The sequence below is a fragment of the Promicromonospora sp. NPDC023805 genome, assembly GCF_040639635.1.
Classification (GTDB): domain Bacteria; phylum Actinomycetota; class Actinomycetes; order Actinomycetales; family Cellulomonadaceae; genus Promicromonospora.
Window position 1 is genome coordinate 81,687 of the sequence record NZ_JBFAAH010000014.1, and the last position, 26,054, is coordinate 107,740.

Genomic DNA, 26,054 nt, shown 5'->3' on the forward strand with positions numbered 1-26,054 from the left:
GGTGTGCCTCATCGGTCACGACGCTAGGCGCGGGCCGCGCACCGTCGTCGGCCGGGGTCGACCGCCTGTGCACAGGTCGCCGAAGCGGTCGGGTGTGGTCGGGCTCGCAGCGGTGCGGCGCCGTCCTGCGGGTCTGTGCGGGCCCCCTGCGGATCTCCCGTGGGAGAATGGAGAACGTGCCTGAGACGACCGCGCCTGCCGCCAGCCCGACCAGCCCCGCCACCCGCGTGACCCTCGCGGAGGTGAGCCCGGCCATCGCGCTCGGACCGCTCGACGGCCGGTATCGCAAGGCTGTCGCCCCGCTCGTGGACCACCTGAGCGAGGCCGCGCTGAACCGCGAGCGCATCCACGTCGAGGTGGAGTGGCTCATCACGCTGTGCAACGGCGCGCCCGGCATCGCGGCGCCGGTGGTCCCCGGCGCGCCGACCCTGTCGGCGCAGGAGATCGACTACCTCCGGGCGATCCCCGCGACGTTCGGCGCGGACGAGATCGCCGAGCTGGCCGAGATCGAGCGCGAGACGGTGCACGACGTCAAGGCCGTCGAGTACTTCATCAAGCGCCGCATCGCCGTAGCGCCCGAGGTCCTTGGCACGACCAGCCTCCCCACGGCGAGCGAGCTCGTGCACTTCGCCTGCACCAGCGAGGACATCAACAACCTCTCGTACGCGCTGATGGTGCGCGGCGCGGTCCGCGACGCCTGGCTCCCGGCCGCGACCGCCGTCGTCGACCAGCTCGCCGGGATGGCACGCGAGCACGCGGCGGCACCGCTGCTGTCGAGGACGCACGGGCAGCCCGCGACGCCGTCGACCCTGGGCAAGGAGCTCGCCGTGCTGGCGCACCGCCTGCGCCGGCAGCTGCGCCGCATCGAGGGCGCCGAGTTCCTGGGCAAGCTGAACGGCGCCACCGGCACCTACGGCGCCCACACGGTCGCCGTCCCGACCGCCGACTGGCCCGCCGTGTCGAAGGCGTTCGTCGAAGGTCTCGGGCTGGACTGGAACCCGCTGACCACGCAGATCGAGTCGCACGACTGGCAGGCGGAGGTCTACGCCGACATCGCGCGCTTCAACCGGATCCTGCACAACCTCGCGACCGACGTGTGGACGTACATCTCGCTCGGGTTCTTCACGCAGATCCCGGTCGAGGGGGCCACCGGCTCGTCCACGATGCCGCACAAGGTCAACCCGATCCGGTTCGAGAACGCCGAGGCCAACCTCGAGATCTCGTGCTCGCTCCTGGACACGCTCTCGGCGACGCTCGTGACGAGCCGCCTGCAGCGCGACCTCACCGACTCGACGACGCAGCGGAACATCGGCCCTGCGTTCGGGCACAGCCTGCTCGCGATCGACAACGTCTCGCGCGGTCTGGACCGGCTCGCCGTGAACGAGACCCTGCTGCGCGAGGACCTCGACGCCAACTGGGAGGTGCTGGGCGAGCCCGTCCAGTCCGCGATGCGCGCGGCCTCGGTCGCGGGCGTGCCCGGCATGGAGAACCCGTACGAGCGCCTCAAGGACCTCACCCGCGGCCAGCGCGTGGACGGCGCGCGCATGCGCGAGTTCGTGGCAGGCCTCGGCCTGCCGGACGACGTCGCCGCCCGCCTCGCCGAGCTGACCCCCGCCACGTACACGGGGCTGGCCGAGCAGCTGGTGAAGGACTACCTGGAGGCCTGAGACGCTGCTCCGGGGAGTCAGCCCGCAGCGGGGTCGTCAACCCTTGCGGCGATCGCCTCGATCTCGATCAGCCATTCCTGCTCCAGGAGCTGCTGGACCACTACCGTCCTGCACGCTCGGTGGTCGCCGAGGTGTTCCTTGAGGATGGCCACGTTCTCCGGGTCATGGGCGGCGGACGCGAGGAAGAAGCGCAGGGAGACGAGATCGTCGTAGCCCATGCCTGCTCCGGACAGGATGGTGCCGAGGTGCCGCCACACCAGCCTGGCCTGCCCGGCGAAGTCCGACGGCATGGTGGCCCCGTCGGACTCGTATCCGTTGAGGCCGCTGATGTACAGGGTTCGAGCGTTGGGCGGGACCTCGACGGAATGGGCGTAGCCGGCGTACGGCGGAAACACGCCCGAAGGATTACGCGCCACGATCTCAGTCATCGTTGAACCTTTCACGTCGTATCCGTCACGAGTGGTGTGCGGCGTCAGGCACCGTACGCCCCGGCGACGAGCCCTGTCCGTTCGATTTCCTCCTGGACGTCGGCACCTTCCATACGATGGCCGGATGAGCCGCTCCACCCCGCCCAGCACCGCCTACCTCGACCACCTGGTCGCCGAGACCGCCGGGCGGCGGGAGGCGCTGGCCGGCGTGGCACCCGCGGGCGGCCCGGGCGCCGTCGACGGGCAGGAAGCCGCGCTGCCCGACGGCGGTGCGCCTGCCGCACTCCACTCCACGATCGAGCGGGCGGCCGAGCGGCTGGAGCCGGAGCTCGCCGAGATCGTGCGGCGGCTGCACGAGCACCCCGAGACCGCCTTCGAGGAGCACCGCAGCGCGGCGACGCTGATCGAGGTGCTGGCTCGGCACGGTGTCGAGGCGGAGCTGGGCGCCCACGGGGTGCCGACGGCGTTCCGGGCAGAGGTCGGCGGTCCCGCCGGCCCGACCATCGCGATCTGCGCGGAGTACGACGCACTGCCCGGCATCGGTCACGCCTGCGGCCACAACGTCATCGCGGCCTCTGGCGTCGGGGCGTTCCTCGCCCTGCACGAGGTCATGACCTCCGGCGACGCGCCCGCCGGACGGGTGGTGCTGCTCGGCACACCCGCCGAGGAGGGGCACACGGGCAAGGAGGTCCTGGCCCGGAACGGGGCGCTCGAAGGCATCGATGCCGCGATCATGGTGCACCCGTACGGGCTCGACGTCGCCGACCAGGTCTGGCTGGGTCGCCGTCTGCTGACCTGGACCTTCACGGGCCGGCCCGCGCACGCCTCCGCCCAGCCGTACATGGGCCGCAACGCGCTGGACGCCGCCAGCCTGGCCTACCAGGGCATCGGCCTGCTGCGGCAGCAGATGCCGCCGGTGGACCGGGTGCACGCGACGATCGCGGAGGGCGGCACCCGGCCGAGCATCATCACGGAGCGGGCGGTCGTGCACCTGTACGCGCGGTCCAAGTACGCCGACACCCTGCGCGACCTGTCGCGCCGCCTGGACGACATCGCGTACGGCGCCGCGCGCATGACGGGCACAGATGTCGAGATCACCTGGGACGACGGCGCACACCCGAGCCTGCCCGTACGCACCAACCGGCGGCTCACCGACCGGTGGGTCGCGGCTCAGCGTCGCCGTGGGCGTGACCCGCTGCCCGCCGGTGTGCTCTCGGAGACGCTCGCGGCGTCGACCGACTTCGGCAACGTCTCCTTCCGCATTCCGGGGATCCACCCTCTGGTGCAGGTCTCGACCCCGGACATCGCACTGCACACCGCCGAGTTCGCCGCTGCGGCGGCAACCCCGGCGGCGGTGTCCGCCGCGGTCGACAGTGCGGCCGGGCTCGCGTCGACGGCCCTGGACTACCTGTACGACGCCGGGCTGCGGGCCGCGGTGCACGCGGAGTTCGCCGAGGAGGGCGGCGCCGTCGACGTGCCCGCGTACTTCGACTGACTGTCGGCTCACTGCGGCTTCGTCCGCTGACAGGGCCAAGAACGACCATGCACCTGCTGCCAGTTTCTAGCGCGGCCTGGCAGCAGGTGCATGGTCGTCTCGCACGGTCGTCCGGTTGGCGTGACGGCGGGAAAACAGCGGGCTCCAGGGCCGGGGGCGACCGTATGGTCGGGCCATGACGATGCCCGAGATCGCGCCTATCGACACCTGGCTCGCCGTCACGCGGGAGGACGGCGAGACCGTTGGCTACCTCGAACCGCTGACCGACGACTACGCCGACGTGCTGCCACGCAACCGCCTCGGGCACGTCGTCGGCGAGGCACACGACTACCACGCGGCCGAGGAGCTCGTGCTCGAACGCGGCCTGGGCGAGCTGGCGGAGTACTGGTTGCTCGACGGCGAAGGTCCTGAGCTCACGGTCATCGAGCTCTCGCCCGAAGGGATAGTGCTGCGCGACGCGTTCCTGTCCAAGGCGCTGGAGCCCACCAAGCGGGTGCACGTCCCGTGGCCGGACACGGCGCAACGCCTCCGCCGAGCCCCGGCGAGGTAGAGCGGCCCCAGGCCGAGAACCCTGGCGAGACAGAACTGGGGCGAGATGGAACCGCAGGTGCTGCGGTTCCATCTCGCCCCAGTTCTGTCTGACGCGGTGGCTGGGTCAGGCGGTCCGGAGAAGCTCCGCGACCCGTACCGTGCGCTGTCGCGCCACCGTGATCGTCGTCACCGCGAGTCCGGCGATGCCCCACAGGACCACCGAGGCGATCACCAGGCCGACGCTCCCCGTACCCGGTTCGACGAGGCGGCCCAGTCCGGCGATCGCTGGACCGACCGGCAGGAACGCCGCCAGACCTTCGAGCACCCCCGGCACCGTCGACACGACACCCGTCGCGATGACGAGCACAGCGATCAGCAGGCTGATCCCCCGCCCGACGTGTCCGAGTGCCGCCGCGAGCGCCTGGTTGACCGCGACGAAGGCGATCGAGATCAGTGCGCCGACGCCCATGGTCGCCGCCCATCCACCGGCGTCGAGGTCCTCGATCCCGGCCAGGACGGCGCCCGCCGCGAGGCCCGTGGCCAGTCCGACCGCCGCCGGGACGGCGAACGTCTCGAGCGTGAGCCGCAGCGCGCCGCGGGTCGACCCACGAGCGTGCAGCGGGACCGGCGAGAACACGATCATCAGCGCGAGCGCGCCGAGCCAGAGCGCCAGGACCGCGAACATCGGGCCCGTCGCGCCGGTGTCGAGGTCGGTGACCTCGCCGTCGGTGGCGACCGGGTCGGCCACCACGGAGGCGAGCGACTTGCGCTCGTGCTCCGTGTAGGACGGGATCTCCTCAGTGGCCTGCCCAAGACCCTTCGACAGGTCCGTCGCGCCGCCGGCCAGCTCACCGACGCCGTCGGCCAGGCCGTCGACGCCCGTCGCGAGCCCGGTGGTGCCCGTCCCCAGCTTGGTGACGCCGGTGGCCAGGCCGTCGACGCCGGTCGCGATCCGGGTCGAACCCGCTCCCAGCTTGCTGACGCCGGTGGCCAGGCCATCCGCGCCCGTCGCGATTCGGTCCGAACCCACAGCTAGCTGACCAGCACCGTCGGCGAGTCGTGTCGCGCCGGAGGAGATACCGCCAGCCCCCGCGGAGAGCTCGCTGGCCCCGTCCGCAAGACCAGAGACACCCGAGGCAAGCCGCGAAGAACCACCGGCCAGCTCCGTTGCCCCGGAAGCGAGCCTGGCGGAGCCAGACTCCAGCTGACCGAGTCCGGCCGCAAGCTGTTGGTTGCCCGTCGAGAGCTCGTTCGCACCACCCGCCAGCTGCTCGGCGCCCTGGGCGAGCTCGTCGGCACCACCAGAGAGCCTGGACGCGCCGTCAGCGAGCCCGTAAAGGCTCTGCGCACTCGTCTTGTCCGACATCGCCAGAAGACCGTTCTTGACGACATCCGTGGTCGCGGGAAGCCCTTCGTACTCCACGAGGCCGGCACAGAACTCGGGAATCTGGAGGGCGACCTCGGCATCCGCGCAGATCTGCTTGGCGTCCGCCAGCAAACCGTTCGCGTCCGACGAGACACCTGTTGCCACGCCCGCGAGCTGCCCGGCACCGTCCGCCGCGCCCGCGGCGCCAGCGGCCAGCTGGTCCGCACCGGCAGCCAGATCACCAGCGCCACCGGACAGACCGGAGACACCACCTGCAAGCCGAGCGGCACCACCTGCTAGATCCCGCGCGCCATCAGCACTCTGCCCCACGCCGTCCGCGAACTTTCCGGCACCGTCGGCGAGCCCTGCGGCCCCCGAGCTCAAACCGGCAACGCCATTTGACAGCTGACCGGCACCCGCCGACCACTGGTTCGCTCCAGCGGCCCACTGGCCAGCCCCACCAGCCAGGCCGCTCGCTCCCTGGCCAACCCCGGCCATGCCGGCTGCGGTCTGGTGCACCCCGTCGGCCAGTTCCTTCGCGCCATTCCCGACCTCGTTCACACCGCCGGCAACCTCGTGCGCGCCGTCGGCCAGATCCTTCGCGCCATCACCAGCCTCGTTCGCACCATCGGCGAGCTCGCCGGCACCGTTCGCGAGCTGCTCGGCGCCCTTGCCCGCCTCGTTCGCGCCGTCGGCGAGCTGGTCGGCGCCGTCGGCGGCCTTGCCCAGCTCCTCCGAGAGCGTGGAGAAGCCGACGAGGACGTTGTCCACGTAGGTCTCGGTGAGGGTGCTGCCGAGCACACCGGTGGCGGTCTGCGCCACGATCTGTGCGAGTGCATCGTCGAGCACCCGGCCGTTGGCAGGGGTCGCGACGTCGATGGTGGCCTGGCGCGCCTTCGTCGGGTCGTCGCCGCCGAACGACGTCGCCGCGGCGGAGAAGCCCTCGGGGATGGTCACGACCGCGGCGTACGTACCGTCGGCGAGGCCGTCGGCCGCGCCCGCCTCGTCCGTGATCTGCCAGTCGTAGCTCGCGTCCGACGCGGGCACCGCCGTCGCCTCTCCGGCCTTGGCGTCCGCGGTCTCACCGCCGCTCACCAGACCTGCGGCGAGCTGACGGCCGAGCGGAACGGTCTGGCCGTTCACCTTCACCGGCTCGTCGAGGTTCACTATCGCTGCCTTGACGGTGTCCAGCCGGTCCTGCGGGTTCCACAGGGCGGAGATCAGCAGCCCCAGGATCATCAGCGGTAGAAGCGCCACGGCGACTGCGCGCCACGGGTTGCGGAACGGCTCGGGCCGCAGCCATCTCGTTGCGGTGCTCATGCCCGCACCTCCTGCTCTGTCATGTTGGTCGGCTGGTCACGTGACTGGTCACGTTCTGTATTGGAGGAATCGGCGCGCGCGCCCGCACTGACGTCCAGCACCGGGGTGCCGGACGGCGCGAGGTCGGTTGCCGCTGATCCCGTCGAGCCGAGCAGCACAGCGACGCCCGCACGCTGCGCGCCGGCCACCGCCTGCGCCAGCTCGGCCCGTGCGGTCAGGTCGCCCACCGTCTCGGTGGCATCCACAACGAGCACTCGGGGCTTGTCCCGCAGGGCCCGGCGGACCGCCTCGGCTGGGTGTCCGCCCTCGGCGGCCGAGTCGATGACCGCCACGTTGTGCCGCACTGACGACGCCCGCTCGGGCAGCACCAGCCCGGCGGTCTTCGCCACGCCCCCGGTCACGCGGAGCCGGCCGGACACCGCGAGCAGGAAGGCGCTGACCGGCGCGGTGGCGTCGCCGCGGACGAGCAGCGTGCCGCCGTCGGGCACCCGGACGCTCACCGGACCGACGATCAGGCCCGACCGGCTGCTGATCTCAAGGCCTCCGGTGGCCACCGCGTCGGTAGCACCTGGCTCTGGCCAGTCCGTGAGCGACAGCTCGCGGGCCAGGCCTTCGCCCTCGACGTCGAACGACGGCAGCACCCGGTCGAGCCACTTCGGCATGTACCAGGCCTTCTCTCCCAGCAGCGCGAGCACCGCAGGGACGAAGATCATGCGCACGATGAACGCGTCCACGGCCACACCGACGGCGAGGCCAAGGGCGATCGGTTTGATGTTCATGTCACCGTGCGGGACGAACGCCACGAAGACCGCGATCATGATGATCGCCGCGGCGGTGACGACCTTCGCCGAGCTCTGGAACCCGGTGATGATCGCGTGCTTGGCGCTGCCGCCGTGCACGTAGTCCTCGCGCATCCGGGACACGAGGAAGACCTCGTAGTCCATGGCGAGCCCGAACAGGATGCCCATGAGCACGATCGGCATGAAGCTGATGACCGGCCCGGAACGGGTCACGTTGAGCGCCTCCGCGAAGACGCCGTGCTCGAACACGAGCGAGACGACACCGAACGCGGCGCCCACGGAGAACAGGTAGCCGATGGTCGCCTTGAGAGGCACCGCGATCGAGCGGAACACCATGGTCAGCAGGATCAGCGAGAGGCCGACGACGACCAGGGCGAACGGCAGCAGGGCGTCGCCAAGCTTGTCCGACACGTCGATGCCGACCGCCGTGAAACCGGTGACGGAGAGGTCCACGCCGTACTCGTCGAGGAAGTGGTCGTGCTGCGCGCGGATCTCGCGTACCAGGTCCTCGGTCGCGGCGGACGTCGGGCCGCCCTCGGGGATCACCTGGATGATGCCGGTGTCCGCGGTCTGGTTCGGCGTCGACAGCGGTACGTCGGCCACGCCCGGCAGGCCCTCGATCTCTGCCCCGAGGTCGTCCATCAGCGCTACCGGGTCGGTGCTGGTCACTATGGAGCCGGTGACGATCAGCGGTCCGTTGAAACCGTCACCGAAGTGCTCGGAGACCAGGTCGTACGTCACGCGCGCCGGGTCCTCCTTGGCCATCACGCCCGCGTCCGGGAGCGCGAGGCGCAGGTCCGTCGCGGGGAAGCTGAGCGCTCCCATGGCGACGATGACCAGCACGACGGTCAGCGCCGGGACCTTGGTCACGAGCCGGACCCAGCCGGCGAAGAAGCGGTTCGGCTTCTGCTCCGGTGCGGTCATGACGTCCGCGCGGCGGCGGGTCACCTCGGGCTCGTCGCCTGCCGCGACGGCGGCAGCGTCCGCCTTGGCGGCGGCCCGCCGGGCCCGCCGTGACGGCTTGGGCCGCAGCCGCTCCCCAGCGAACCCGAGCAGCGCCGGCAGCAGCGTGAGCGACACCAGCACGGTGATGCCCACCGTCACCGCCGCCGCCACACCCATGGTGGTGAGGAACGGGATACCCGCCACACCGAGGCCGACCAGCGCGATCATCACGGTGAGGCCCGCGAACACGACCGCGGAACCCGCGGTTCCCGTCGCCCGGGCTATCGACTCGTCGACCCCGAGCCCCTTGCCGAGCTGTTCTCGGTGCCTGGACACGATGAACAGTGCGTAGTCGATACCGACGGCCAGACCGAGCATCACGGCAAGGAGCGGCGTGGTCGAGTTGATCGGGCCGAGCGCGGTGGCCGCGAACAGCAGCGCCATCGAGATGACGACCCCGAGGAGCGCGTTGAGCAGCGGCAGGCCCGCACCCACGAGGGAGCCGAGCGTCAGCACGAGCACCACGAGCGCGACCAGCAGGCCGATGCCCTCGGTGAGTGTCATCTTGGGGAGCTCCGACGAGAACAGCTGCCCACCCAGCTGCGCCTCCGCACCGTCGGGCAGAGCCTCCGCGAGCGCGTCGGCCTCCTCGTGCAGCGCGTCCTTGGTCGCGTCGGTGATGGACCCCTGGTCACCGTCGAGCTGGATCGTGAGGAGCGTGGCCTGCTCGTCGTCGGAGATCGACGCCGGCATCTGCTCGTCGTACGGCGAGGTGACCACCTCGACCTGCGAGACGTCCTCGAGCGCCTCGACGCCGTCGGTGATGGCCGCGCGCATCGGCTCGTCCTTGATGGACCCGCCCTCTGGCGCGACCACGATCACCTGTGCGGAGGCGCCGCTGACCTGCGGGAACGTCGTCGCGAGGCGGTCGAGGGCATTCTGCGACTCGGTGCCAGGGATGGTCACCGCGTTGTCGAGGCCCTGCTGGAGCAGGCCGGCCGCACCGCCCACGAGGAGGAGCGCAACGACCCATCCCGCGACGACCAGTCGACGAGCGCGGACGGCCCAGCGGCCGAGTGAATAGAGAACGGAGGACACGCAGGCTCCAGGGGAGAGGCGGGAACGACAAAGGCGGTTCGATGCACCACTGTATCCGATACATCGGTGCATCCAATACACGGATGTATTGATAGGCTGGTCACTTGACACCCCAAGGAGCTTCTGTGACATCTGAGCGCGTAGGCGACGTCGGCCCTGAGTCGTCCGTCGAGCGTGCGTTCGCGGCGGCCCTGACGCCCCGCCGGGAACGGACCCGCGAGCGCCTGCTCGACGCCGCCTTCACCGTCTTCGCGCGCCACGGCATCCGTGGTGCGTCCATCGAGGCCGTCTGCGAGGCCGCCGGGTTCACCCGCGGTGCCTTCTACTCGAACTTCAGCAGCAAGGAGGAGCTGTTCCTCGCGCTCGCCGAACGGGCGATGCGCAGGCAGCTCGCCTCCCTGGAGACCGTCGGCAAGGAGCTGCAGCCCGACATCATCCGGGGCGGCTCGGTGGACCACGACGCGATCAGCACCGTTCTCTCGGTGGTCGTCACGGACCCCGGCGACGCCAGGCAATGGTCGCTGATGCGTGCGGAGCTGGAGCTGCTGGCGATGCGCGACCCCGCGATCGGCCACCCGTTCCTCGCTCAGGAGGAGATGCTCCGCACCGAGGTCGGCGCCGCGATCGAGCGGATCCTCGAGAACCTCGGCCTGCGGTTCACCGTCGACCGGCGGGCAGCGGTCGACATGCTCCTCAGCATCTACGAGTCGTCGGCGCGGGCCGCCGTCGCCGCGAACCCCACGCCGGAGGACGGCGATGCCGCACCCGGCACCGCCGTCCTGAGCCAGCTGGTCAATCTTCTGGTGACAACCGCCGACTGATCCCGTACGCGCCTGTCACCAGCGCGCGTTCGCCGCGAGCTCCAGTGCGATCTCCTGCCACCACTGCCCGGCCGCGGGGCCACCGTTGCACGCACCGTCCGACTCGCCCGGCAGCTTGACCCACAGCAGTGCGTCGAGCGATGTCGCGTCGTCGACGAAGCGGGGCCGCTCACCGAGGGCACGACCGCGGGGGTTGCACCACTCGCCGTTGGAGCCGTTGCCGTTGCGCGACGTGTCTATCACATACGGCCGCCCGCCCACCTGCGACGACACCTGTTCGGCGTAGGCCTGGGTGTTCGCCGTCGTCTGGTAGTTCGACGTGTTGAGCGCGAAGCCGACGGCGTCCGTGAAACCGATGAGCTGTAGCCGACGCGCGGCCTCGCTCGCGCTGAGCCACCCGGAGTGCCCGGCGTCGATGTAGACGCGCGCACCGGCGTCGGCCAGCGATGCCGCCGCGTACCGCAGATAGCCGACGCGGTCACCCTGTCCGTTGCAGTCGCCGAGCTGAGCCAGCGCGTCCGGTTCGAGGACCACTACCGGGTTGCCCACGATCCCGGACGCCACCGTGTCCACCCACCGCGCGTACTCGCTCTCGGGCACCCCGCCGCCCGAGTGGTTGCCGCAGTCGCGGCCAGGGATCGCGTACACGGTGAGGACGCCGGTCTGCCCGGCGGCCGCCGCGCGGCCCGTGTAGTCGGCGACCTGCTGGCGGGTCTGGTCGGCGCTCGCCCAGTCGCCCACCCAGTACGACTGCGGCGTCAGGGCGATCTTGGCCAGCAGGTCCTTGTTCGCCCCGTTTGCCGCCTGCCACGCGGCGTACGCCTGGGTGGTGGGGTCCACGTAGAGGTCCGACGCCGCAGGGGATACCCCGAGGCTGGTCACACCGAGACTGGTCACGCCGGCCGTGGCGCTCTGCGCTACCGCGATGGTGCCGGTGGTCATGAGGGCGAGGGCAGCGGCCAGGGCCGCCGTTCGGGTACGACGTCGTACGCGAGACATGGCGCTCTCCGTTCGGTCGGGTTCAGCCCGGCCGTTCGGCCGAGGTGTACCCCTGTGACGCTAGGAAGCACCGGGCTGCCCCGGTAGCACGCGAATCGTTTAGGCGTCGGTCGAGCTTGGCGGGACCGGGGTCTCGACAAGCTCGACCAACGAAGGGCGGGTTCGACCAGCGAAGGACTGGTCAGGCGAGGGCTTCGTCCACCAGGGCCTTCGCGGCCTCCTGCACCTCGGTGAGGTGCTCGGCGGACACGAACGACTCCGCGTAGATCTTGTACACGTCCTCGGTGCCGCTCGGCCGGGCGGCGAACCACGCGTCCGCCGTCGTGACCTTGAGCCCGCCGATCTTCGCGCCGTTGCCGGGCGCCTCCGTGAGCTTCGCCGTGATGTCCTGCCCGGCGAGCGTGGTGGAGGTGACGTCAGACGGCGACAGCGCGCCGAGCCGGGCCTTCTGCTCGCGTGTGGCGGCGGCGTCGACCCGGGCGTACCAGCTTGTCCCGAAGCGCTCGACCTGCGCGGCGTGGTGCGCGGACGGCGACGTGCCGGTGGTGGCGAGGATCTCCGAGGCGAGCAGAGCGAGCAGGATGCCGTCCTTGTCGGTGGACCAGACGCGGCCGTCCTTGCGCAGGAACGACGCGCCGGCGGACTCCTCGCCACCGAACCCGACCTCTCCGGAGAGCAGGCCGGGGACGAACCACTTGAAGCCGACGGGCACCTCCAGGAGCTGCCGGTTCAGGTCTCCGGCCACTCTGTCGATGAGCGCCGACGAGACGAGGGTCTTGCCGATCGCGGCGCCAGTGGGCCAGCTGGGACGCGCACCGCCGTAGAGGTACTCGATCGCCACCGCGAGGAAGTGGTTGGGGTTCATGAGGCCGTCGGCCGTGACGATGCCGTGCCGGTCCGAGTCGGCGTCGTTCCCGGTGGCGATGTCGAAGGGCGCCTCACCACCGACGTCGGTCCCGGTCATCTTCTCCACCAGCGATGCCATCGCGTAGGGCGAGCTGCAGTCCATGCGGATCTTGCCGTCCCAGTCGAGCGTCATGAACGCCCAGCGGGGGTCGACCTGCGGGTTCACGACGGTCAGGTCGAGGTCGTACCGCTCGGCGATCGCGCCCCAGTACTCGACAGAGGCCCCGCCCAGCGGGTCGGCGCCGATGCGCACCCCTGACGTGCGGATGGCCTCGAGGTCCAGCACGTTGGCGAGGTCGTCGACGTACGAGGACAGGAAGTCGTGGCGGTGCGTCGTGTCGGAGGCCAGCGCTGCGTCCAGGGACACGCGCTTCACCTGCCCGACGCCGGTGCGCAGGATCTCGTTGGCCCGGTCCGCTATCCACCCGGTCGCGTCCGAGCCGGCGGGCCCGCCGTGCGGCGGGTTGTACTTGAACCCGCCGTCCCGGGGCGGGTTGTGCGACGGCGTCACCACTATCCCGTCCGCGAGGCCGGCGCCGGCAGCCGCGAGGCCCGGCGTCCCCTCGGCGAACCGCGTCTGGTTGTGCAGCAGGATCGACTGGCTGACGGCGGGGGTCGGCGTCCAGGAGTCGCGAGCATCGACCATGACGTCGACGTCGGCGGCCGCGAGCACCTCCAGCGCCGTCTGCCAGGCCGGCTGGGACAGCGCGTGCGTGTCACGGCCGATGAACAGGGGCCCGTCGGTGCCCTGGCCACGTCGGTACTCCACGATCGCGGCCGTGATCGCCACGATGTGCGCCTCGTTGAAGGCATGGTCCAGGCTCGACCCGCGGTGGCCGGAGGTGCCGAACACCACCTGCTGCCCAGGGTCGTCCGGGTCCGGCGAGAGGTCGTAGTAGGCGCCCACCACCTGGTCGACGTCGATGAGGTCGCTGGGCTGGGCGGGAGTTCCGGCACGCGCATCCATGCAGCCGATACTGCCAGGTACCGGGCAGGTCCGTCGCCGCCGGAGCGATAGCGACGCCGTCGTAGGCTGAAGGCATGTTCCCGCCGATGCAGCCCGACGTTCCCTCGGTCCACCCCGCAGAGCTCGACCCGACCTCTCCCGTGCCCGACGGGTCAGTGCTCCTTGACGTGCGCGAGCAGGACGAGTGGGACGCCGGCCACGCCCCCGGCGCCGTGCACATCCCGTTGGGCGACCTGCCCGCGCGGTACGGCGAGCTGGACGCCGACTCGCAGGTGCTCGTCATGTGCCACTCGGGCGGACGCTCGGCGCGCGCCGCGCAGTGGCTCAACGAAGCGGTGGGCTTCGAGGCGACCAACCTCGACGGCGGCATCGTCGCGTGGCAGGGCGTGGGGCTACCTGTCGAGCGCTGAGGCTCAGCTCACCGGGTGCCGCGTGGCCGGCTGGGCCCGGTCTCGTTCCAGACCCGGTCCAGTGCGGTGACGACGTAGGTGTAGTCGGTACCGGATGCGGCCGACGTGTCGAGCCACGACTGGACGCGCCCACCCACCGAGCGAAACGTCCCGACGAGGTGCGCCGGGTCGTCGACGTCCACGGAACCGACGGATCCGGTCACGCGATACACCGCGAACGACGTGGCCCTGGCGGATCTGGTGCCGATGTCCGCCACATGGATCCGGACGCCGCCGCGCGCCCTGCGCACGTTCGCGAGGACCGGGGCGATGACGGGCTCCGCGGGCAGGTGCGGCATCGGCGGCACGAGGGCCGGGCTCTGGTAGTGGTCCGCGACGACCTTCGACATCCCGCCCTGCGCGTCGAGCGGCACGTGCTTGGCCGAGTAGTAGACGTTGCCGTGGATCGGCCCGACGTCCCGGCTGACCTCTCGGCACAGATCGATGTGGTTGGTCATCTCGGCCGGGTCCGTGAAGACCCCGCTCGTCATCTTGTACAGGCCCTCGCCGATGTAGAGCTGCGTGCCGGAGCGCGCGGCAACCTCCGCCCACCACGGGACGAGAGCCGCGTAGTCGGCGACCGCAAGCCCGATCTGCCAGTAGATCTGCGGGTTGACGTAGTCGAGCCAGCCCTCGAGCACCCACTTGCGGGTGTCGGCGAACTGGTCGTCGTACGACTGGGAGCCCCTGGTGTCCGAACCCAGCGGGTCGGTGCTGGAGTTCCGCCAGATGCCGAACGGGCTGATCCCGAACTTCACCCAGGGCTTGGCCGCCTTGATCCGGCCGCTCATCGTCTCGACGAAAAGGTCCACGTTCCCGCGGCGCCAGTCCTCGATGGAGTCGAAGCCCTCGCCGTACTGCTCGTACGTCCCGGCGTCGGGCAGCGTCTGGCCGGCCACCGGGTACGGGTAGAAGTAGTCGTCGAAGTGGACGCCATCGATGTCGTAGCTCTCGACCGCGTGCAGGATCGCGCGCTGGATGTGCTCCGCCGCCTCGGGGATGCCCGGGTCGAAGTAGAGCTTGCCGCCGTACGCCCACACCCAGTCCGGGTGCTGCCGCGCCGGGTGGTCGGCGACCAGCTGGGCCGGGTCGGTCTGCATCGACACGCGGTACGGGTTGAACCAGGCGTGCAGCTCGATGTTGCGCTTGTGCGCCTCCTCGACCATGAACGCGAGCGGGTCGTAGCCCGGGTCCTCGCCCTGCGTACCGGTGAGGTACTGGGACCACGGCTCGTACGGGCTGTCGTAGAACGCGTCGGCCGTTGGCCGCACCTGCACGAACACGGCGTTCAGCCGGTTCTCCTGGGCGACGTCGAGCCAGTGCAGGAACTCGGCCTTCTGCGTCGCGGCGGAGAGCCCGCTCGTCGAAGGCCAGTCGATGTTGGCCACCGAGGCGATCCACATGGCGCGCAGCTCGCGCTTCAAGCTCAGGGCCGACGACGGCTCCGGCGTGGCGTTACCCGTCATGGCGGGAGCACCGAGTGCCGTGGCGGGGTCGAGCGCCGCGATGGTGACGCTGATCGCGGCTGCCGCCGTGCCCGCCGTCGCCATCGTGAGGAACTCACGGCGACCGATCCCCGACATCACCCCCGACAACTTTGCCGGCGGAAGCGACGTGGTGCGCGCATAGGCGGGCATGGGTGTCGCCTCGCGGCGGACGGGGTGCCTCACGTACTTGACCTCCGGTAATGGCTGCTGGGGGTTGGTGCCGTGGTGCGTCGTGTTGTGTTGTCGTAGTCCTGCTGAGTCGTCCTGCTAAGTTGGCCGGCGCCGATCCGGGAAACACTGAGGTGACGAACAATGCCACCGGGCGGCGCCGTGAGGAAACTCTCGCACATGTCGCGTCGGATGTGAAGTTTGCAGTGCGATCAAGATTGCGAAACTTACTTTCACCGGACGCGGGCTCGATCCACGTGTCTCAGTCCGCCGCAGGCTGCCGCAGCAGGTCGTCGTACTCGGGTGCGTGCTTCTTCACGTAGGAGCGGATGTAGGGGCACAGTGCGACGACCTTCCCGCCCGCCTCACGCACCATGCCGAGCGAGGCCTTCGCGAGCTGCCCGGCGAAGCCGCGGCCCTCGTACTCCTCGAACACCTGGGTGTGCACGAAGACGACGGCACCGCGGTCGATCTCGTAGGCGGCGAAGCCGGCCAGAGCTCCGTCCACGCTCACCTCGAAACGAGACTTCTCGGGGTTGTCGGCAACTGTCACCAGCGGTTCATCGGTCATGGGGCAATCGTGTGCCATCGGGACCGCTGCCTGCCACCCCCGGCTCGTCGCCCGGCGGGAGACCGGCGGCCCGCCGAGAACGGCAGGGCCAGTGTCAGTGGTCGATGGGACACTCGATCCGTGCCACAGACCGCTGCCTCACCCCGCTCCAATCCCTACGCAGCGGTGCTCCGCACCCCCGGCGCACTCAGGTTCTCCGCGGCCGGAGCGCTCGCTCGCCTGCCGATGTCCATGGTCGGGATCGGTGCCGTGCTGATGGTGCAGGGCCTGTACGACAGCTACGCCATGGCGGGCCGGGTCGCGGCAGTCCTGGGGTTGGCGCAGGCGTTCATCGCTCCACAGATCGCGCGCTGGGTCGACCGGCGCGGTCAGCGAACGGTCCTGCTGCCCGCGCTCGTCGTGTCGGTTGTCGGCCTGGGCGGGCTCATCACGGCCGCGGTGCTCGGCGCGCCCGAGTGGGTGCTGTGGCCGTTCGCCGCGCTCGCCGGCGCCAGCCAAGGTTCGTACGGCTCGATGGTCCGGGCGCGCTGGAACCATGCGCTCGACGACCCCCGCCGCCTGCATACCGCGTACTCGCTGGAGTCCTCGATCGACGAGCTGGTCTTCATAGTGGGCCCGGTGCTCGCCACGACGCTCGCGACGGCGGTCGCGGCGCCGTCGGCCCTGGTGCTCGCCGGGGTAGCGGCCCTGGTGGGTGGCCTGCTGTTCCTGGTGCAGCGCGCGACCGAGCCGCCGGTCGTCGCACCGGACGCCGGGGTGCGGCACCGCGCCGTCGTGCTCATCCCCGGCATGCCGGTGATGGTGTTCGTCTTCGTGGCGATGGGCATGATCTTCGGCTCCATGGAGGTCACCACCGTGGCGTTCGCCGAGGAGCTGGGCAGCAAGGGCCTGTCAGGTGTTGTGCTCGCGGTCTTCGCGCTGGGCTCGATGCTCGCCGGGCTCGCCTACGGTGCCCGCCACTTCGTCAGCCCGGCGTCCCGCCGGTTCGTGATCGGCATGGCAACGCTCGGCCCCGGTATGTCCCTGTTCCTGCTGGCGGATTCGCTCTGGGTGCTGGCGATCGCGATGTTCGTGGCCGGGCTCGCCATCGCCCCGACGCTCATCACCGGGAACGGCCTGGTGCAGGACATGGTCGGCAAGCACCAGCTCACCGAAGCGCTGACCTGGGTAGGCACCTCGATAGGCATCGGCACCTCGCTGGGCGCTTCGATCGCCGGAGCACGCGTGGACGACGCGGGCGCGGGCGCAGGCTTCCTCATCACCGTCGGCGCGGGCTGGTTCGCGACGCTCCTGACGCTGGCCGCGAGCCAAACTCTCCGGCGGCAGTCGGCGGCGCGGTAGCGAGAGGTGACGAGCGCGGCGGCAATTCACCCCGTTTGGCGCCCGATCGCAAAGGCTCCCCTGATACGTTGCATGCGACTTTTCCAAATCTTCACGAACGGACCCGGGATGCTCGTCTTCATCATCATCGGTCTTCTCGGGCTCGCGCTGGCGGTCGCCTCGCTCGTGCTCGGCGACTTCATCGACCTGGCCGACGGCGCCCTCTCGGGCACCTCGCTGGGCGCCGGCGGAATGCTGTTCGGCGCGACCGGCATGGTAGTGCTGTCGTCCGGGCTCGAGCCGTGGGTCGCCTACCCGGCCGGGATCGTGGTCGGCATCCTGGTGATCGTCCTCGTCAACGTAATGCTCAAGCGCCTCAAGGCCGGCGACGACGGCACGCCCGTCTCCCTCGTGGGCGCCCAGGGCTCCGTCACGTCCGACGTCGACCGCGGGCACGGCGAGGTCTCCCTCGATGTCGCCACCGAGCTCGAGACCCGGCTCGCGTTCTCGGACGAGCCCATCGAGCAGGGCGCGCGGATCGTCGTCGTCGAGCAGCACGGTGGGCGCGTCAAGGTCGAGCCGGTGCGCTGAGCCGCACCCGGTACCCACCGTCTGCCGTCTTATCCCCGCACAACCACATATCCGGCCGGGACCGCCTGCGGGCTTGGCCGACGCACCCCAGGAGCAACATGGAAATGACCGGTCAGCTGGTGGGCATCATCGCCGTAGTGGCAGGTGTGCTCGCGATCTTCCTCGTGCTCGCGTTCATCGCGAGCCGCATCCGGCGCGTGCCGCCGAACGAGGCGTTGATCATCGTGGGCCGCGGCGCGGGCAAGTCCGAGGCGCAGATGGCGAGCCAGCGCGTCGTCGTCGGCGGGCGGGCGTTCGTGTGGCCGGTGCTGCAGCAGGGCTTCGCGATCTCCCTGGAGCAGCGCCAGATCGGCATCACCGTCGAGGGTGTCGACAAGAACCGCATCAAGATCGCGATCAAGGCGTCGATCAACTTCAAGGTGCGGGGTGACGAGGAGGGCGTCCGGCGCGCGGCCCAGCGCTTCCTGTCCCAGCAGCACCTGCTGACCGAGATCATCAAGGAGTCCCTCGAGGGCTCCCTGCGGTCGATCGTCGGCGACATGACGATCGAGCAGATCATCTCGGACCGCAAGGGTCTGTCGGACCGCGTGGTGCAGTCCACCAAGACCGACCTCTCCGAGCAGGGTCTCCAGGTCGACCTGCTGAACATCTCCGACATCTCGACGCCGGGATCGGACTACCTCGCGAACCTCGGTCGCGCCGAGGCCGCCAACGCCCGTCAGCTCGCCGAGGTGTCCGAGGCGGAGGCCAACCGCGCCGCGGAGTTCGCCGTGATCGAGGCCGCCGAGCAGATCGCCGTCCGCAAGAAGGCCCTCGACCTCAAGAAGGCCACCATCAAGGCCGAGACGGACCGGGCCAACGCCGAGGCCGACGCCGCCGGCCAGCTCGCCCGTGCCGAGCAGGACCGGCTCGTCGCCCAGCAGGAGCGCGAGGCCATGGCGGAGAAGGCGCGCGTGGAGCAGGAGCGGCTCGACATCGAGGTCCGCAAGCCCGCCGAGGCCCAGGCCTACGCGGAGGTCCAGGGCGCCAACGCCCGCCGTGACGCCAACAACGCGGCCACGGAGGCCGAGGCGTTCAAGCGCACCACCATCGCCGGGGCGAACAAGACGGCCGCGCTGCAGGACGCCGAGGCGTCCGCCGAGTCGGTGCGCCGCGCCGGTGAGGCCGAGCGCGACAAGCAGGTCGCGCTGGCCGCCGGTGTCGAGGCCGAGGGCCGGGCGCGCGCCATCGCCATCGAGGCGCAGGGTCTCGCCGAGGCCACCGCCATCGACGCCAAGGCCGAGGCGCTGCGCAAGTACGGCGAGGCCGCACTCGTGCAGGAGCTCATCGAGCGCCTGCCCGACATCGTCCGCGCCGCCGCCGAGCCGATCGCGTCGATCCAGGGCATGACCGTCATCTCCACGGACGGTGCCTCCGCGATCACGAAGAACGTGGCATCGGTGCTCGGTGAGGGCCAGGGCGTCATCAAGCAGCTGACGGGCGTGGACATCCACCAGCTCATCTCGAACCTGGCGGCGGCCCCCGCCAACGGCACCCCCGCCGACAAGAGCTGACTTACCGACCCACCCAGCTGAGTGCTGGGTATTTGTGGGATGGAACGCTTCAATCCCACAAATACCCAGCACTCAGCGCGTGTGTGGGGTCAGGGTTCCGGGTGGCGGGCGTCGTAGCGCCAGAAGCGGGGCGTCAGGCGGACGATCAGCCAGAGGAGCACCAGGCATGTCAGGCCGCCGGCTACGGCTGCCCAGCCCTCGCCGAACCAGGTCGCCTCGGCGCCGAGCACCATCTCCCCGAGACGCGGTCCGCCGGCCACCACCACGATGAACACTCCCTGCAGGCGCCCGCGCATGTGGTCGGGCGTAGCGGTCTGCAGGATGCTCTGCCGGAACACCGAAGAGACGCTGTCGGACCCGCCGGCGAGGGCCAGTGCAATCCCTGCCGCGACGACCGCCCAGACGATCGGACCGTCCGGCGAGCCCCGTCCCACGAGCACGAGGACCAGCCCGAAGGCGGCGATCGACACGGCCCATGCGGTGATGGCCCAGATGATCACCTGCCCCTGCTTGCGGATGCGCGTCAGCCCGCCGGAGAACACACCCGCGAGGATGCCGCCGGCGGCGAAGGCCGCAGCGAGCAGGCCGGTGGTCGCCTCGCCGCCGCCGAGGTAGATCACGCCGGCAGCGGGCCACAGGACGCGCGGGAACGACAGGACCATCGCGCAGATGTCGACGAGGAAGGTAGTGCGCACGTTGGGCTGGGTCGCGAGGTAGCGCAGACCGTCCAGCACCGAGCGCAGCCCGACGACGCCCGTCCGCCCCCTGCCGCTCAGCGCGCCGGCGCCGGGCTCAGTGCCCTCTGGCGGCACGGGCGGCAGCCGGAACACGGCCCAGAGCGCCGCGAGGAACAGCACCATGTCGAGCGTGTACGCCCAGGCGTAGCCGAGCTGGGAGACCAGCAGTGCGCCGATCAGCGGCCCGCCGGTCAGGGCGACGTTCCAGGAGAGCGTCATCAGCGCGTTGGCCGCCGGCATGAGCTCCTTCGGGAGCAGCCGCGGGATGATCGCCGACCGTGCTGGGTTGTTGATGGCGAAGGCCGCGCTCTGCACCGCGACCAGCCAGTACAGCAGGTGCACCGACTCCAGCTCGAACCACGCCTGCGCGGCGATGCCGGCGACGACCACCCACAGCACCAGCGACGACAGGAGCGACACCTTGCGCCGGTCGTAGTGGTCCACGAGCGCCCCGCCGTACAGACCGAGTACCACGAGCGGGACGAGCGAGAACAGGCCCAGCAGACCGACGGCGAGCGTCGATCCGGTCAGGGCGTAGATCTGCAGGCCCACCGCGACGATGGTCACCTGCGTGCCGATGTTCGAGACCGAGAGCCCGAACCAGAGCCGCCGGTAGTCGGCCGACACCTTCAGCGGTGTGGTGTCGGCGAGCAGATGGCGCATGGTGCTCCGATGTTACGGCCTCACGCAGGTGGCCTCGCAGGCCGCGCCCCCGCAGGCCGCGCCCGCGCAAACAGCAGAGCGGGCGCTCGTGACACCCCCCGATGTCCCGAGCTCCCGCTCTGTGCTGTCCTGGTCCGCGGGCCGGGGCGCCCCCCAGCGGCGCCCCGACCCTACGAACCTGCCGACCCGGGTGTTGATCAGCCCTCGGTCATGAGTCACCGTGATGGCTCATGAACGCGGACCGCGCCCGGATCGTTGTCAACCGGCGAAGCGTGGACTAGCCACGCTTCACCGGCGACGCGTTCGGAGCGCCGCGATCCCCAGCCCCAGAAGGAGCGAGATCAGCGAGAGCTGCCCCGTGATCATGTGGCCCGGCTCAGGGAGGCCGTCGTCGGGCACCATGACTGGTGCCGCCTCCGCCTCCGCCTCGGGCTCTGTGGTGACATGCAGGTCCTCGCCCAGACCGCCGGAGAGGTAGCTTCCCTCGTAGGTGCGCGGGGCAGGGCCGGACTTGTCGCCCCAGCCGATGTCGACGCCCGCGCCGGGGTGGTCCCGGCCGGTGTCCGACCCGGCAGCGTCATCGTCAACGCTGGACGTCGAGCTGGCACCGACGCTGGTGCCGAACTCGCCCCCGAGCGTGACACTGCCGGTCATCTGGCCGTTTCCGGCTCCCGGCGTGTGGACGTCGGGACCGTCGGTCCCATACCCACCGGTGCCGGGACGCTCGGTGCGCGGACCGCCGTCGTCGCCACCGCCGCTACCCGGTCGACCCGTACCGGGGCCGCCCGTACCGGGGCGGTCGGTTCCAGGTCCGTCAGTTCCGGGCTGCTCAGTTCCAGGCTGCTCAGTTCCGGGCTCTTCCGTCCCGGGCTCTTCGGTACCCGGCTCTTCCGTGCCGGGCTCTTCCGTGCCAGGCTCCTCGGTCCCAGGCTCTTCCGTGCCAGGCTCCTCGGTCCCAGGCTCCTCCGTGCCAGGCTCCTCGGTCCCAGGCTCCTCCGTGCCAGGCTCCTCGGTCCCAGGCTCCTCGGTCCCAGGCTCTTCCGTGCCAGGTTCCTCGGTCCCAGGCTCCTCCGTGCCAGGCTCGTCGACGCCACCCGTCAGCAGGTCGTCGACCAGGCCGCCCTTGCCCAGCGTCCCGTCGACAACCCCGGCGACGTCGGCATCCAGGAGCGATCCGATGATGCCCTCACGGCCGACGAGGTCGCCCACCAGGCCCTGGTCATGGGAAGCGGCACCGGCGTCCGCGGCATCAGCTCCCGTGCCCGCCGGGGCGCTCTCGACCGCGTCGAGGTCACCGCGCGCGGCGGGTTCTTCCTCTACCGAGTCGATGGCTCCCTGAGTGACTGGATCAGACAGACCTTCCTCGGCGGCGTGCGCGGAGGAAGCGCCGACGACCATGAGGCCGCCCGCAACAAGTGCCGTGTAGAGCACGCGACGGAAGTTTTTGTCCATGGGTCTCTCCTTGCCTGGCGTGGAGCCGACGGCAGATGCACCGCCGGGCGATGCCGCACACGAAGGCGCGGCCCAGCCAGGTCAGGCAGGAGAGACAGGGATATCCGTGTAGCTGCTCGAAAGCTTCGCGCGCGCCTCGTCGGTCGCTACGCGCCAGGAGCGGGCCCGGAAGACCAGCAGGGCGGAGAGCACAGCGATGAGCTCACCGCCCGGCACCTTCAGCTGGGGCGCACCGCCGCCGAGGAGGCCTGCGGCACTCGCGGCCACCGCGTTGCCGACGCCACCGGCGCCGAACGGGAGGTCCGCGCCGAGGAGACCGTGGCCGCCCGAGTGGACGACGTCCCCCGTCGCGGCGCGCAGTGCGTCCGCGACGGCCGATGCAGCGGCGACCTCGAGGGCGCTCGCCTGCATCAGGTCGAGCATCGCGTGCTGGACCCCGGCAGAGGTCCAGACCACGACTGCGACGTCACCGGGAGCCTGCAGCGACCCCGGGTACGTCGACTCGGTGCCCTCGGCCTGCTCCGCCGGGACCACCGTGCTTGGACCGTCCGGCCGCGAGGGCTGGACGACGGGAGGCTCCGGCACCAGAACACCGGGCACCGGAACGGTCGGCTCCACGATCGGAGCCACCGGCTCGACGATGGGAACCAGGGGCTCGACGATCGGAGCCACCGGCTGCACGATCGGAGCGACGACGTCGACGACCGGCGTCAGGACCGGCTCGAGAAGATCCGTGACGGGGGCGGTGACGGGCTTGAGCGCCCCCACGATCGGAGTGGTCACGCCGCCCACGATGTCGGTCACCGGGGAGACCAGGTCGACGACGGGCGTCAGTAGGCCGCCGGTGACTGGCGCCAGGGACTCGGTCACCGGCTTGACGATCTCGCCGACCTGCTCGGTGACCGGCTTGAGGACCGGGTCGAGGATCGGGTCGGAGACCTGCCCGACGATCGCGGTCACCTGCGCGACGGGCTTGGCGACCTGCGTGACCACATCGCCCACCGGCTTCGTCACCGCCTCGCGGACGGGCTCGGTCAGCGGGTCCAGCACGCCACCGGTGACCGGCTCGGCCACCGTTCCGGCAGGCTTCGGCGCCGGGGCATCCCGCTCTTCCAGGGCGGCGGGCGCCACTTGCGACGCAGGCGCGGCGGCCGGGCCGGGCGCGGGAACCGTCGGCTCCGGCGCGGGCGGCTCCGTTGCCGCCGAGGAGCTGTCCGCCGTGGCCTGGCCGGCCACGGTCCTGGTCAGCCCGAGCAGGTCGGTGGTTCGCGTGACGGTCTGCGTCGTCGCGTCGACCGTGTCGCTGAGAACGCCATCGAGCGGGCCGCGTTCAGCGGCGCTCGAAGGGGCAGCGAGAGTGACGCCGAGCGCGAGGCCCGCTGCACCGAGGGCCACGGTTCCGACGGCGCGCGCGACAGCACGACGGAGGTGATCCCCCGTGCTCGTCAGCGCGTCCTTCGACATCGGTCTCCCGGCTCTCCGGCCCTTGGCGGGCCGCTGTCAGAGATGCATACACATTCAATCTGGTGGGGGTTCCAGATATCGGCAACTGCAGACCTGCGGTTTGCGGATCGCGAGTTTTGTGCTTAGGAACTGCGACATGTCAGGAGAGGCGCGCCATCTCGCCCTTCCCGTGCGTATCCACACTATTGGAACACGGTGGAGAGCCCTGAGGGTGAACTCTCAAATCACCCCACAGTGGCCCCGAAGACGAGGCCGAGCACGTAGGTGACACCCGCCGCCCCGAGGCCGATGGCGATCTGGCGCAGCGCCCGGGTGAGCGGCGAGGTACCCGACAGCAGACCGACGACGGCGCCCGTCACCAGCAGCGCGAGCCCGACCAGAGCCGTGGCGACGACCACTGCCGCGAGGCCGTCGAGGCCGAGCAGATAGGGCAGCACCGGAACCACCGCGCCCGACGCGAAGAAGCAGAAGGACGAGAGCGCCGCACCCCACGCGGTCCCGTGCGTCTCGAGATCGTCCACGTCGGCCGCGGGGTCCGCCGCGCGCTCCTCGGGCGACGCCTCGTGCACCCGCAGGAGCGGTCCCTGCTGCTCCGTGGGTGTGACCGCGAGCCTGGCGAGCACCGCGTCGGCGTGCGCCGTCGCGTCCTCGATGTTCATCCCCCGGGCGCGGTACACGAGTGCCAGCTCGTTCGCGTCGACGTCGAGGTGCGGAAGTGCGGCGTCGGTCTCGGCCGACGGCGACGACGCCTCGAGCAGCTCGCGCTGCGAGCGCACCGACACGAACTCCCCCGCACCCATCGAGAGCGCGCCTGCGAGGAGGCCGGCGAGCCCGGACAGCAGCACGGTGCTCGTCGCCACCCCGGACGCACCGATGCCGAGCACCAGCGCGAGGTTCGACACGAGCCCGTCGTTCGCGCCGAACACCGCGGCACGGAACGTGCCAGAGAGCCGGTTCCGGCCCCTGGTGGCCAGCGCGCGCACCACCTCTTCGTGGATCTGCTCGTCGGCGGCCATGGTCACCGTGGCATCGGCGTCGTGCGCGTACGACGACCTGGCCTCGGCGCGCTGCGCGAGCGCCAGCACGAAGACGCCGCCGAAGCGGCGTGCGAGGAACCCGAGCGCGCGCGTGCGCAGGTCCCCGCGTACCGGCGCGCCGACGTCGGGGCCGAGGAGGTCGAGCCAGTGCGACTCGTGCCTCTTCTCCGCGCGGGCGAGCGCGAGCAGGATCTCGCGCTCCTCGCCGGTGCGCCGCCCGGCGAGGTCGCGATAGACCGCTGCCTCGGCGCGTTCGTCCGCGAGCAGCCGGCGCCAACGCCGGATGTCGGCGCGGGTCCGACGGCGGGAGGGGTGCAGCTCCTGCGCACGCTCGGCGGGCGTCGGAGTGCTGACGGACGGGCGTCGGGCCGGGTCGGACGGTACGTGAGGCACTACGTCATCATGCCCACGGATCACCTTGCGCGGGTTTCGTGGCCCCAGTGCGCAATTTTCGCTCCGCCGAACTCTGTGCGCGGCCGGGTCCGAACGTGCCGTTCCCCGGCCTGCCGTACGGATTCTCGGGCAGAAGGAGGCACAATGGACGCCGTGATCATCGTCAGCACGCACGGGTCGGCCGCACCCGGCGGCGCGATCGGATGGGCGTGGATCAACCACGCGGGCGGTCAGTTCGACTCGGGCGGCGCTGCCCGGGGAAACGACCAGGTCGCAGCGCTATCTGCCCTGCTACGAGCCATCGAGGCGCACCCTGGTGACGAGCCCTTGCTCGTGGAGTCCGGCTCGCAGTACGCCATCCGATCAGTGTCCGAGTGGTCCGAAGGATGGAAGCGCAACGACTGGCGCTCCCCGTCCGGCGACCCGGTCCCGAACCTCGACCTGGTGCAGGGCATCGACCGTGCAGTGACGGAACGCACGGGCCCGGTCCGGTTCCACTGGGTACGGGGACATGTGGGCAACCCGTACAACGAACGCGTCGACCAGCTCGCCGGCTTCGCCGCCGAGGAGTGGGACGCGGGGCGGGGCGGCGTCGGCGAGATGCTCGTGCCCGACGCCGGGATGATCCCCGACGCCGAGCTGCGCCGCGCCGGTTTCACCGCCGAGCCGCCGGAGGCTCCCGTTCGGGTGACGCCGCCGGCCCCGGTCGGGACGAGCGCAGGGCGAACCTGGGTGGCGGAGACCCTCTTCGACTGAGGGATGGTCGACCGAGGCCTGCCCCCCGGACGCGGCAGACCCCCAGGCCACTTACGTGACCTGGGGGTCT

The 26,054-nt window shown here is 70.9% G+C and carries 20 protein-coding genes; 9 read left to right on the forward strand and 11 right to left on the reverse strand.

Annotated features, from left to right (window positions below):
• Nucleotides 1-167: 167 nt before the first annotated feature.
• Nucleotides 168-1,667: an adenylosuccinate lyase gene (gene purB, locus AB0F70_RS15320; RefSeq protein WP_357449410.1), complete on the forward strand. Its 1,500-nt coding sequence runs from the start codon at nt 168-170 to the stop codon at nt 1,665-1,667.
• A 17-nt stretch (nt 1,668-1,684) separates the two neighbouring features.
• Here the strand turns inward: purB and AB0F70_RS15325 are convergent, their stop codons facing one another.
• Nucleotides 1,685-2,095, reverse strand: coding sequence for a RidA family protein (locus AB0F70_RS15325; RefSeq protein WP_357449412.1), 411 nt, complete (start codon nt 2,093-2,095; stop codon nt 1,685-1,687).
• 124 nt (nt 2,096-2,219) lie between these two features.
• Here AB0F70_RS15325 and AB0F70_RS15330 point away from each other — a divergent pair, with 124 nt between their 5' ends.
• Both AB0F70_RS15330 and AB0F70_RS15335 read left to right on the forward strand, forming a co-directional pair.
• Nucleotides 2,220-3,590 carry a M20 family metallopeptidase gene (locus AB0F70_RS15330; protein WP_357449414.1) on the forward strand — a complete coding sequence of 457 codons (1,371 nt, stop codon included), beginning with the start codon at nt 2,220-2,222 and terminating at the stop codon, nt 3,588-3,590.
• Between the two features lie 175 nt (nt 3,591-3,765).
• Nucleotides 3,766-4,140 carry a hypothetical protein gene (locus AB0F70_RS15335; protein WP_357449416.1) on the forward strand — a complete coding sequence of 125 codons (375 nt, stop codon included), beginning with the start codon at nt 3,766-3,768 and terminating at the stop codon, nt 4,138-4,140.
• A 105-nt stretch (nt 4,141-4,245) separates the two neighbouring features.
• Here AB0F70_RS15335 and AB0F70_RS15340 read toward each other — a convergent pair whose 3' ends face one another.
• A complete protein-coding gene (locus AB0F70_RS15340) occupies nt 4,246-6,807 on the reverse strand; it encodes a hypothetical protein (protein WP_357449418.1) in 2,562 nt (853 codons plus the stop codon).
• Nucleotides 6,804-9,650 carry an MMPL family transporter gene (locus AB0F70_RS15345; protein WP_357449420.1) on the reverse strand — a complete coding sequence of 949 codons (2,847 nt, stop codon included), beginning with the start codon at nt 9,648-9,650 and terminating at the stop codon, nt 6,804-6,806. The genes AB0F70_RS15340 and AB0F70_RS15345 overlap by 4 nt, the downstream gene beginning before the upstream one ends.
• A 125-nt stretch (nt 9,651-9,775) precedes the next feature.
• Here AB0F70_RS15345 and AB0F70_RS15350 point away from each other — a divergent pair, with 125 nt between their 5' ends.
• The gene (locus tag AB0F70_RS15350) at nt 9,776-10,471 is read left to right on the forward strand and encodes a helix-turn-helix domain-containing protein (RefSeq protein WP_357449421.1); all 696 of its coding nucleotides are present in this window, start codon (nt 9,776-9,778) and stop codon (nt 10,469-10,471) included.
• 15 nt (nt 10,472-10,486) lie between these two features.
• Here the strand turns inward: AB0F70_RS15350 and AB0F70_RS15355 are convergent, their stop codons facing one another.
• Both AB0F70_RS15355 and pgm read right to left on the reverse strand, forming a co-directional pair.
• A complete protein-coding gene (locus AB0F70_RS15355) occupies nt 10,487-11,470 on the reverse strand; it encodes a glycoside hydrolase family 6 protein (protein WP_357449423.1) in 984 nt (327 codons plus the stop codon).
• 181 nt (nt 11,471-11,651) lie between these two features.
• On the reverse strand, nt 11,652-13,343 hold the full coding sequence (pgm, locus tag AB0F70_RS15360; protein WP_357449425.1) for a phosphoglucomutase (alpha-D-glucose-1,6-bisphosphate-dependent): 1,692 nt from the start codon (nt 13,341-13,343) through the stop codon (nt 11,652-11,654).
• A gap of 74 nt (nt 13,344-13,417) precedes the next feature.
• Between pgm and AB0F70_RS15365 the strand changes: the two genes are divergently transcribed.
• Nucleotides 13,418-13,753, forward strand: coding sequence for a rhodanese-like domain-containing protein (locus tag AB0F70_RS15365; protein WP_357449427.1), 336 nt, complete (start codon nt 13,418-13,420; stop codon nt 13,751-13,753).
• An 8-nt stretch (nt 13,754-13,761) separates the two neighbouring features.
• Here AB0F70_RS15365 and AB0F70_RS15370 read toward each other — a convergent pair whose 3' ends face one another.
• Both AB0F70_RS15370 and AB0F70_RS15375 read right to left on the reverse strand, forming a co-directional pair.
• Nucleotides 13,762-15,462: a family 10 glycosylhydrolase gene (locus tag AB0F70_RS15370; RefSeq protein WP_357449429.1), complete on the reverse strand. Its 1,701-nt coding sequence runs from the start codon at nt 15,460-15,462 to the stop codon at nt 13,762-13,764.
• 247 nt (nt 15,463-15,709) lie between these two features.
• The gene (locus AB0F70_RS15375; RefSeq protein WP_357449431.1) at nt 15,710-16,018 is read right to left on the reverse strand and encodes a GNAT family N-acetyltransferase; all 309 of its coding nucleotides are present in this window, start codon (nt 16,016-16,018) and stop codon (nt 15,710-15,712) included.
• 120 nt (nt 16,019-16,138) lie between these two features.
• Here AB0F70_RS15375 and AB0F70_RS15380 point away from each other — a divergent pair, with 120 nt between their 5' ends.
• From AB0F70_RS15380 to AB0F70_RS15390, 3 genes are all read left to right on the forward strand, one after another.
• Nucleotides 16,139-17,359 carry an MFS transporter gene (locus AB0F70_RS15380; RefSeq protein ID WP_357449433.1) on the forward strand — a complete coding sequence of 407 codons (1,221 nt, stop codon included), beginning with the start codon at nt 16,139-16,141 and terminating at the stop codon, nt 17,357-17,359.
• Nucleotides 17,360-17,431: 72 nt separating this feature from the next.
• Nucleotides 17,432-17,929, forward strand: coding sequence for an NfeD family protein (locus AB0F70_RS15385; protein ID WP_357449436.1), 498 nt, complete (start codon nt 17,432-17,434; stop codon nt 17,927-17,929).
• A 98-nt stretch (nt 17,930-18,027) separates the two neighbouring features.
• Entirely contained in the window at nt 18,028-19,482 is a 1,455-nt protein-coding gene (locus AB0F70_RS15390; protein WP_357449439.1) for an SPFH domain-containing protein, read from the forward strand.
• A gap of 89 nt (nt 19,483-19,571) precedes the next feature.
• On the opposite strand, the gene AB0F70_RS15395 is transcribed toward AB0F70_RS15390, so the two are convergent.
• The 4 genes from AB0F70_RS15395 to AB0F70_RS15410 all read right to left on the reverse strand — a co-directional run bounded on the left by AB0F70_RS15395 (nt 19,572) and on the right by AB0F70_RS15410 (nt 25,153).
• On the reverse strand, nt 19,572-20,882 hold the full coding sequence (locus AB0F70_RS15395; protein ID WP_357449442.1) for an MFS transporter: 1,311 nt from the start codon (nt 20,880-20,882) through the stop codon (nt 19,572-19,574).
• A gap of 288 nt (nt 20,883-21,170) precedes the next feature.
• A complete protein-coding gene (locus tag AB0F70_RS15400; protein WP_357449445.1) occupies nt 21,171-22,334 on the reverse strand; it encodes a hypothetical protein in 1,164 nt (387 codons plus the stop codon).
• A gap of 81 nt (nt 22,335-22,415) precedes the next feature.
• On the reverse strand, nt 22,416-23,798 hold the full coding sequence (locus AB0F70_RS15405) for a hypothetical protein (protein WP_357449447.1): 1,383 nt from the start codon (nt 23,796-23,798) through the stop codon (nt 22,416-22,418).
• Between the two features lie 224 nt (nt 23,799-24,022).
• A complete protein-coding gene (locus tag AB0F70_RS15410) occupies nt 24,023-25,153 on the reverse strand; it encodes a VIT1/CCC1 family protein (protein WP_357449577.1) in 1,131 nt (376 codons plus the stop codon).
• A 219-nt stretch (nt 25,154-25,372) separates the two neighbouring features.
• Here AB0F70_RS15410 and AB0F70_RS15415 point away from each other — a divergent pair, with 219 nt between their 5' ends.
• Nucleotides 25,373-25,984, forward strand: a complete 612-nt coding sequence (locus tag AB0F70_RS15415) for a ribonuclease H (RefSeq protein WP_357449450.1) — start codon at nt 25,373-25,375, stop codon at nt 25,982-25,984.
• Nucleotides 25,985-26,054: the final 70 nt, after the last annotated feature.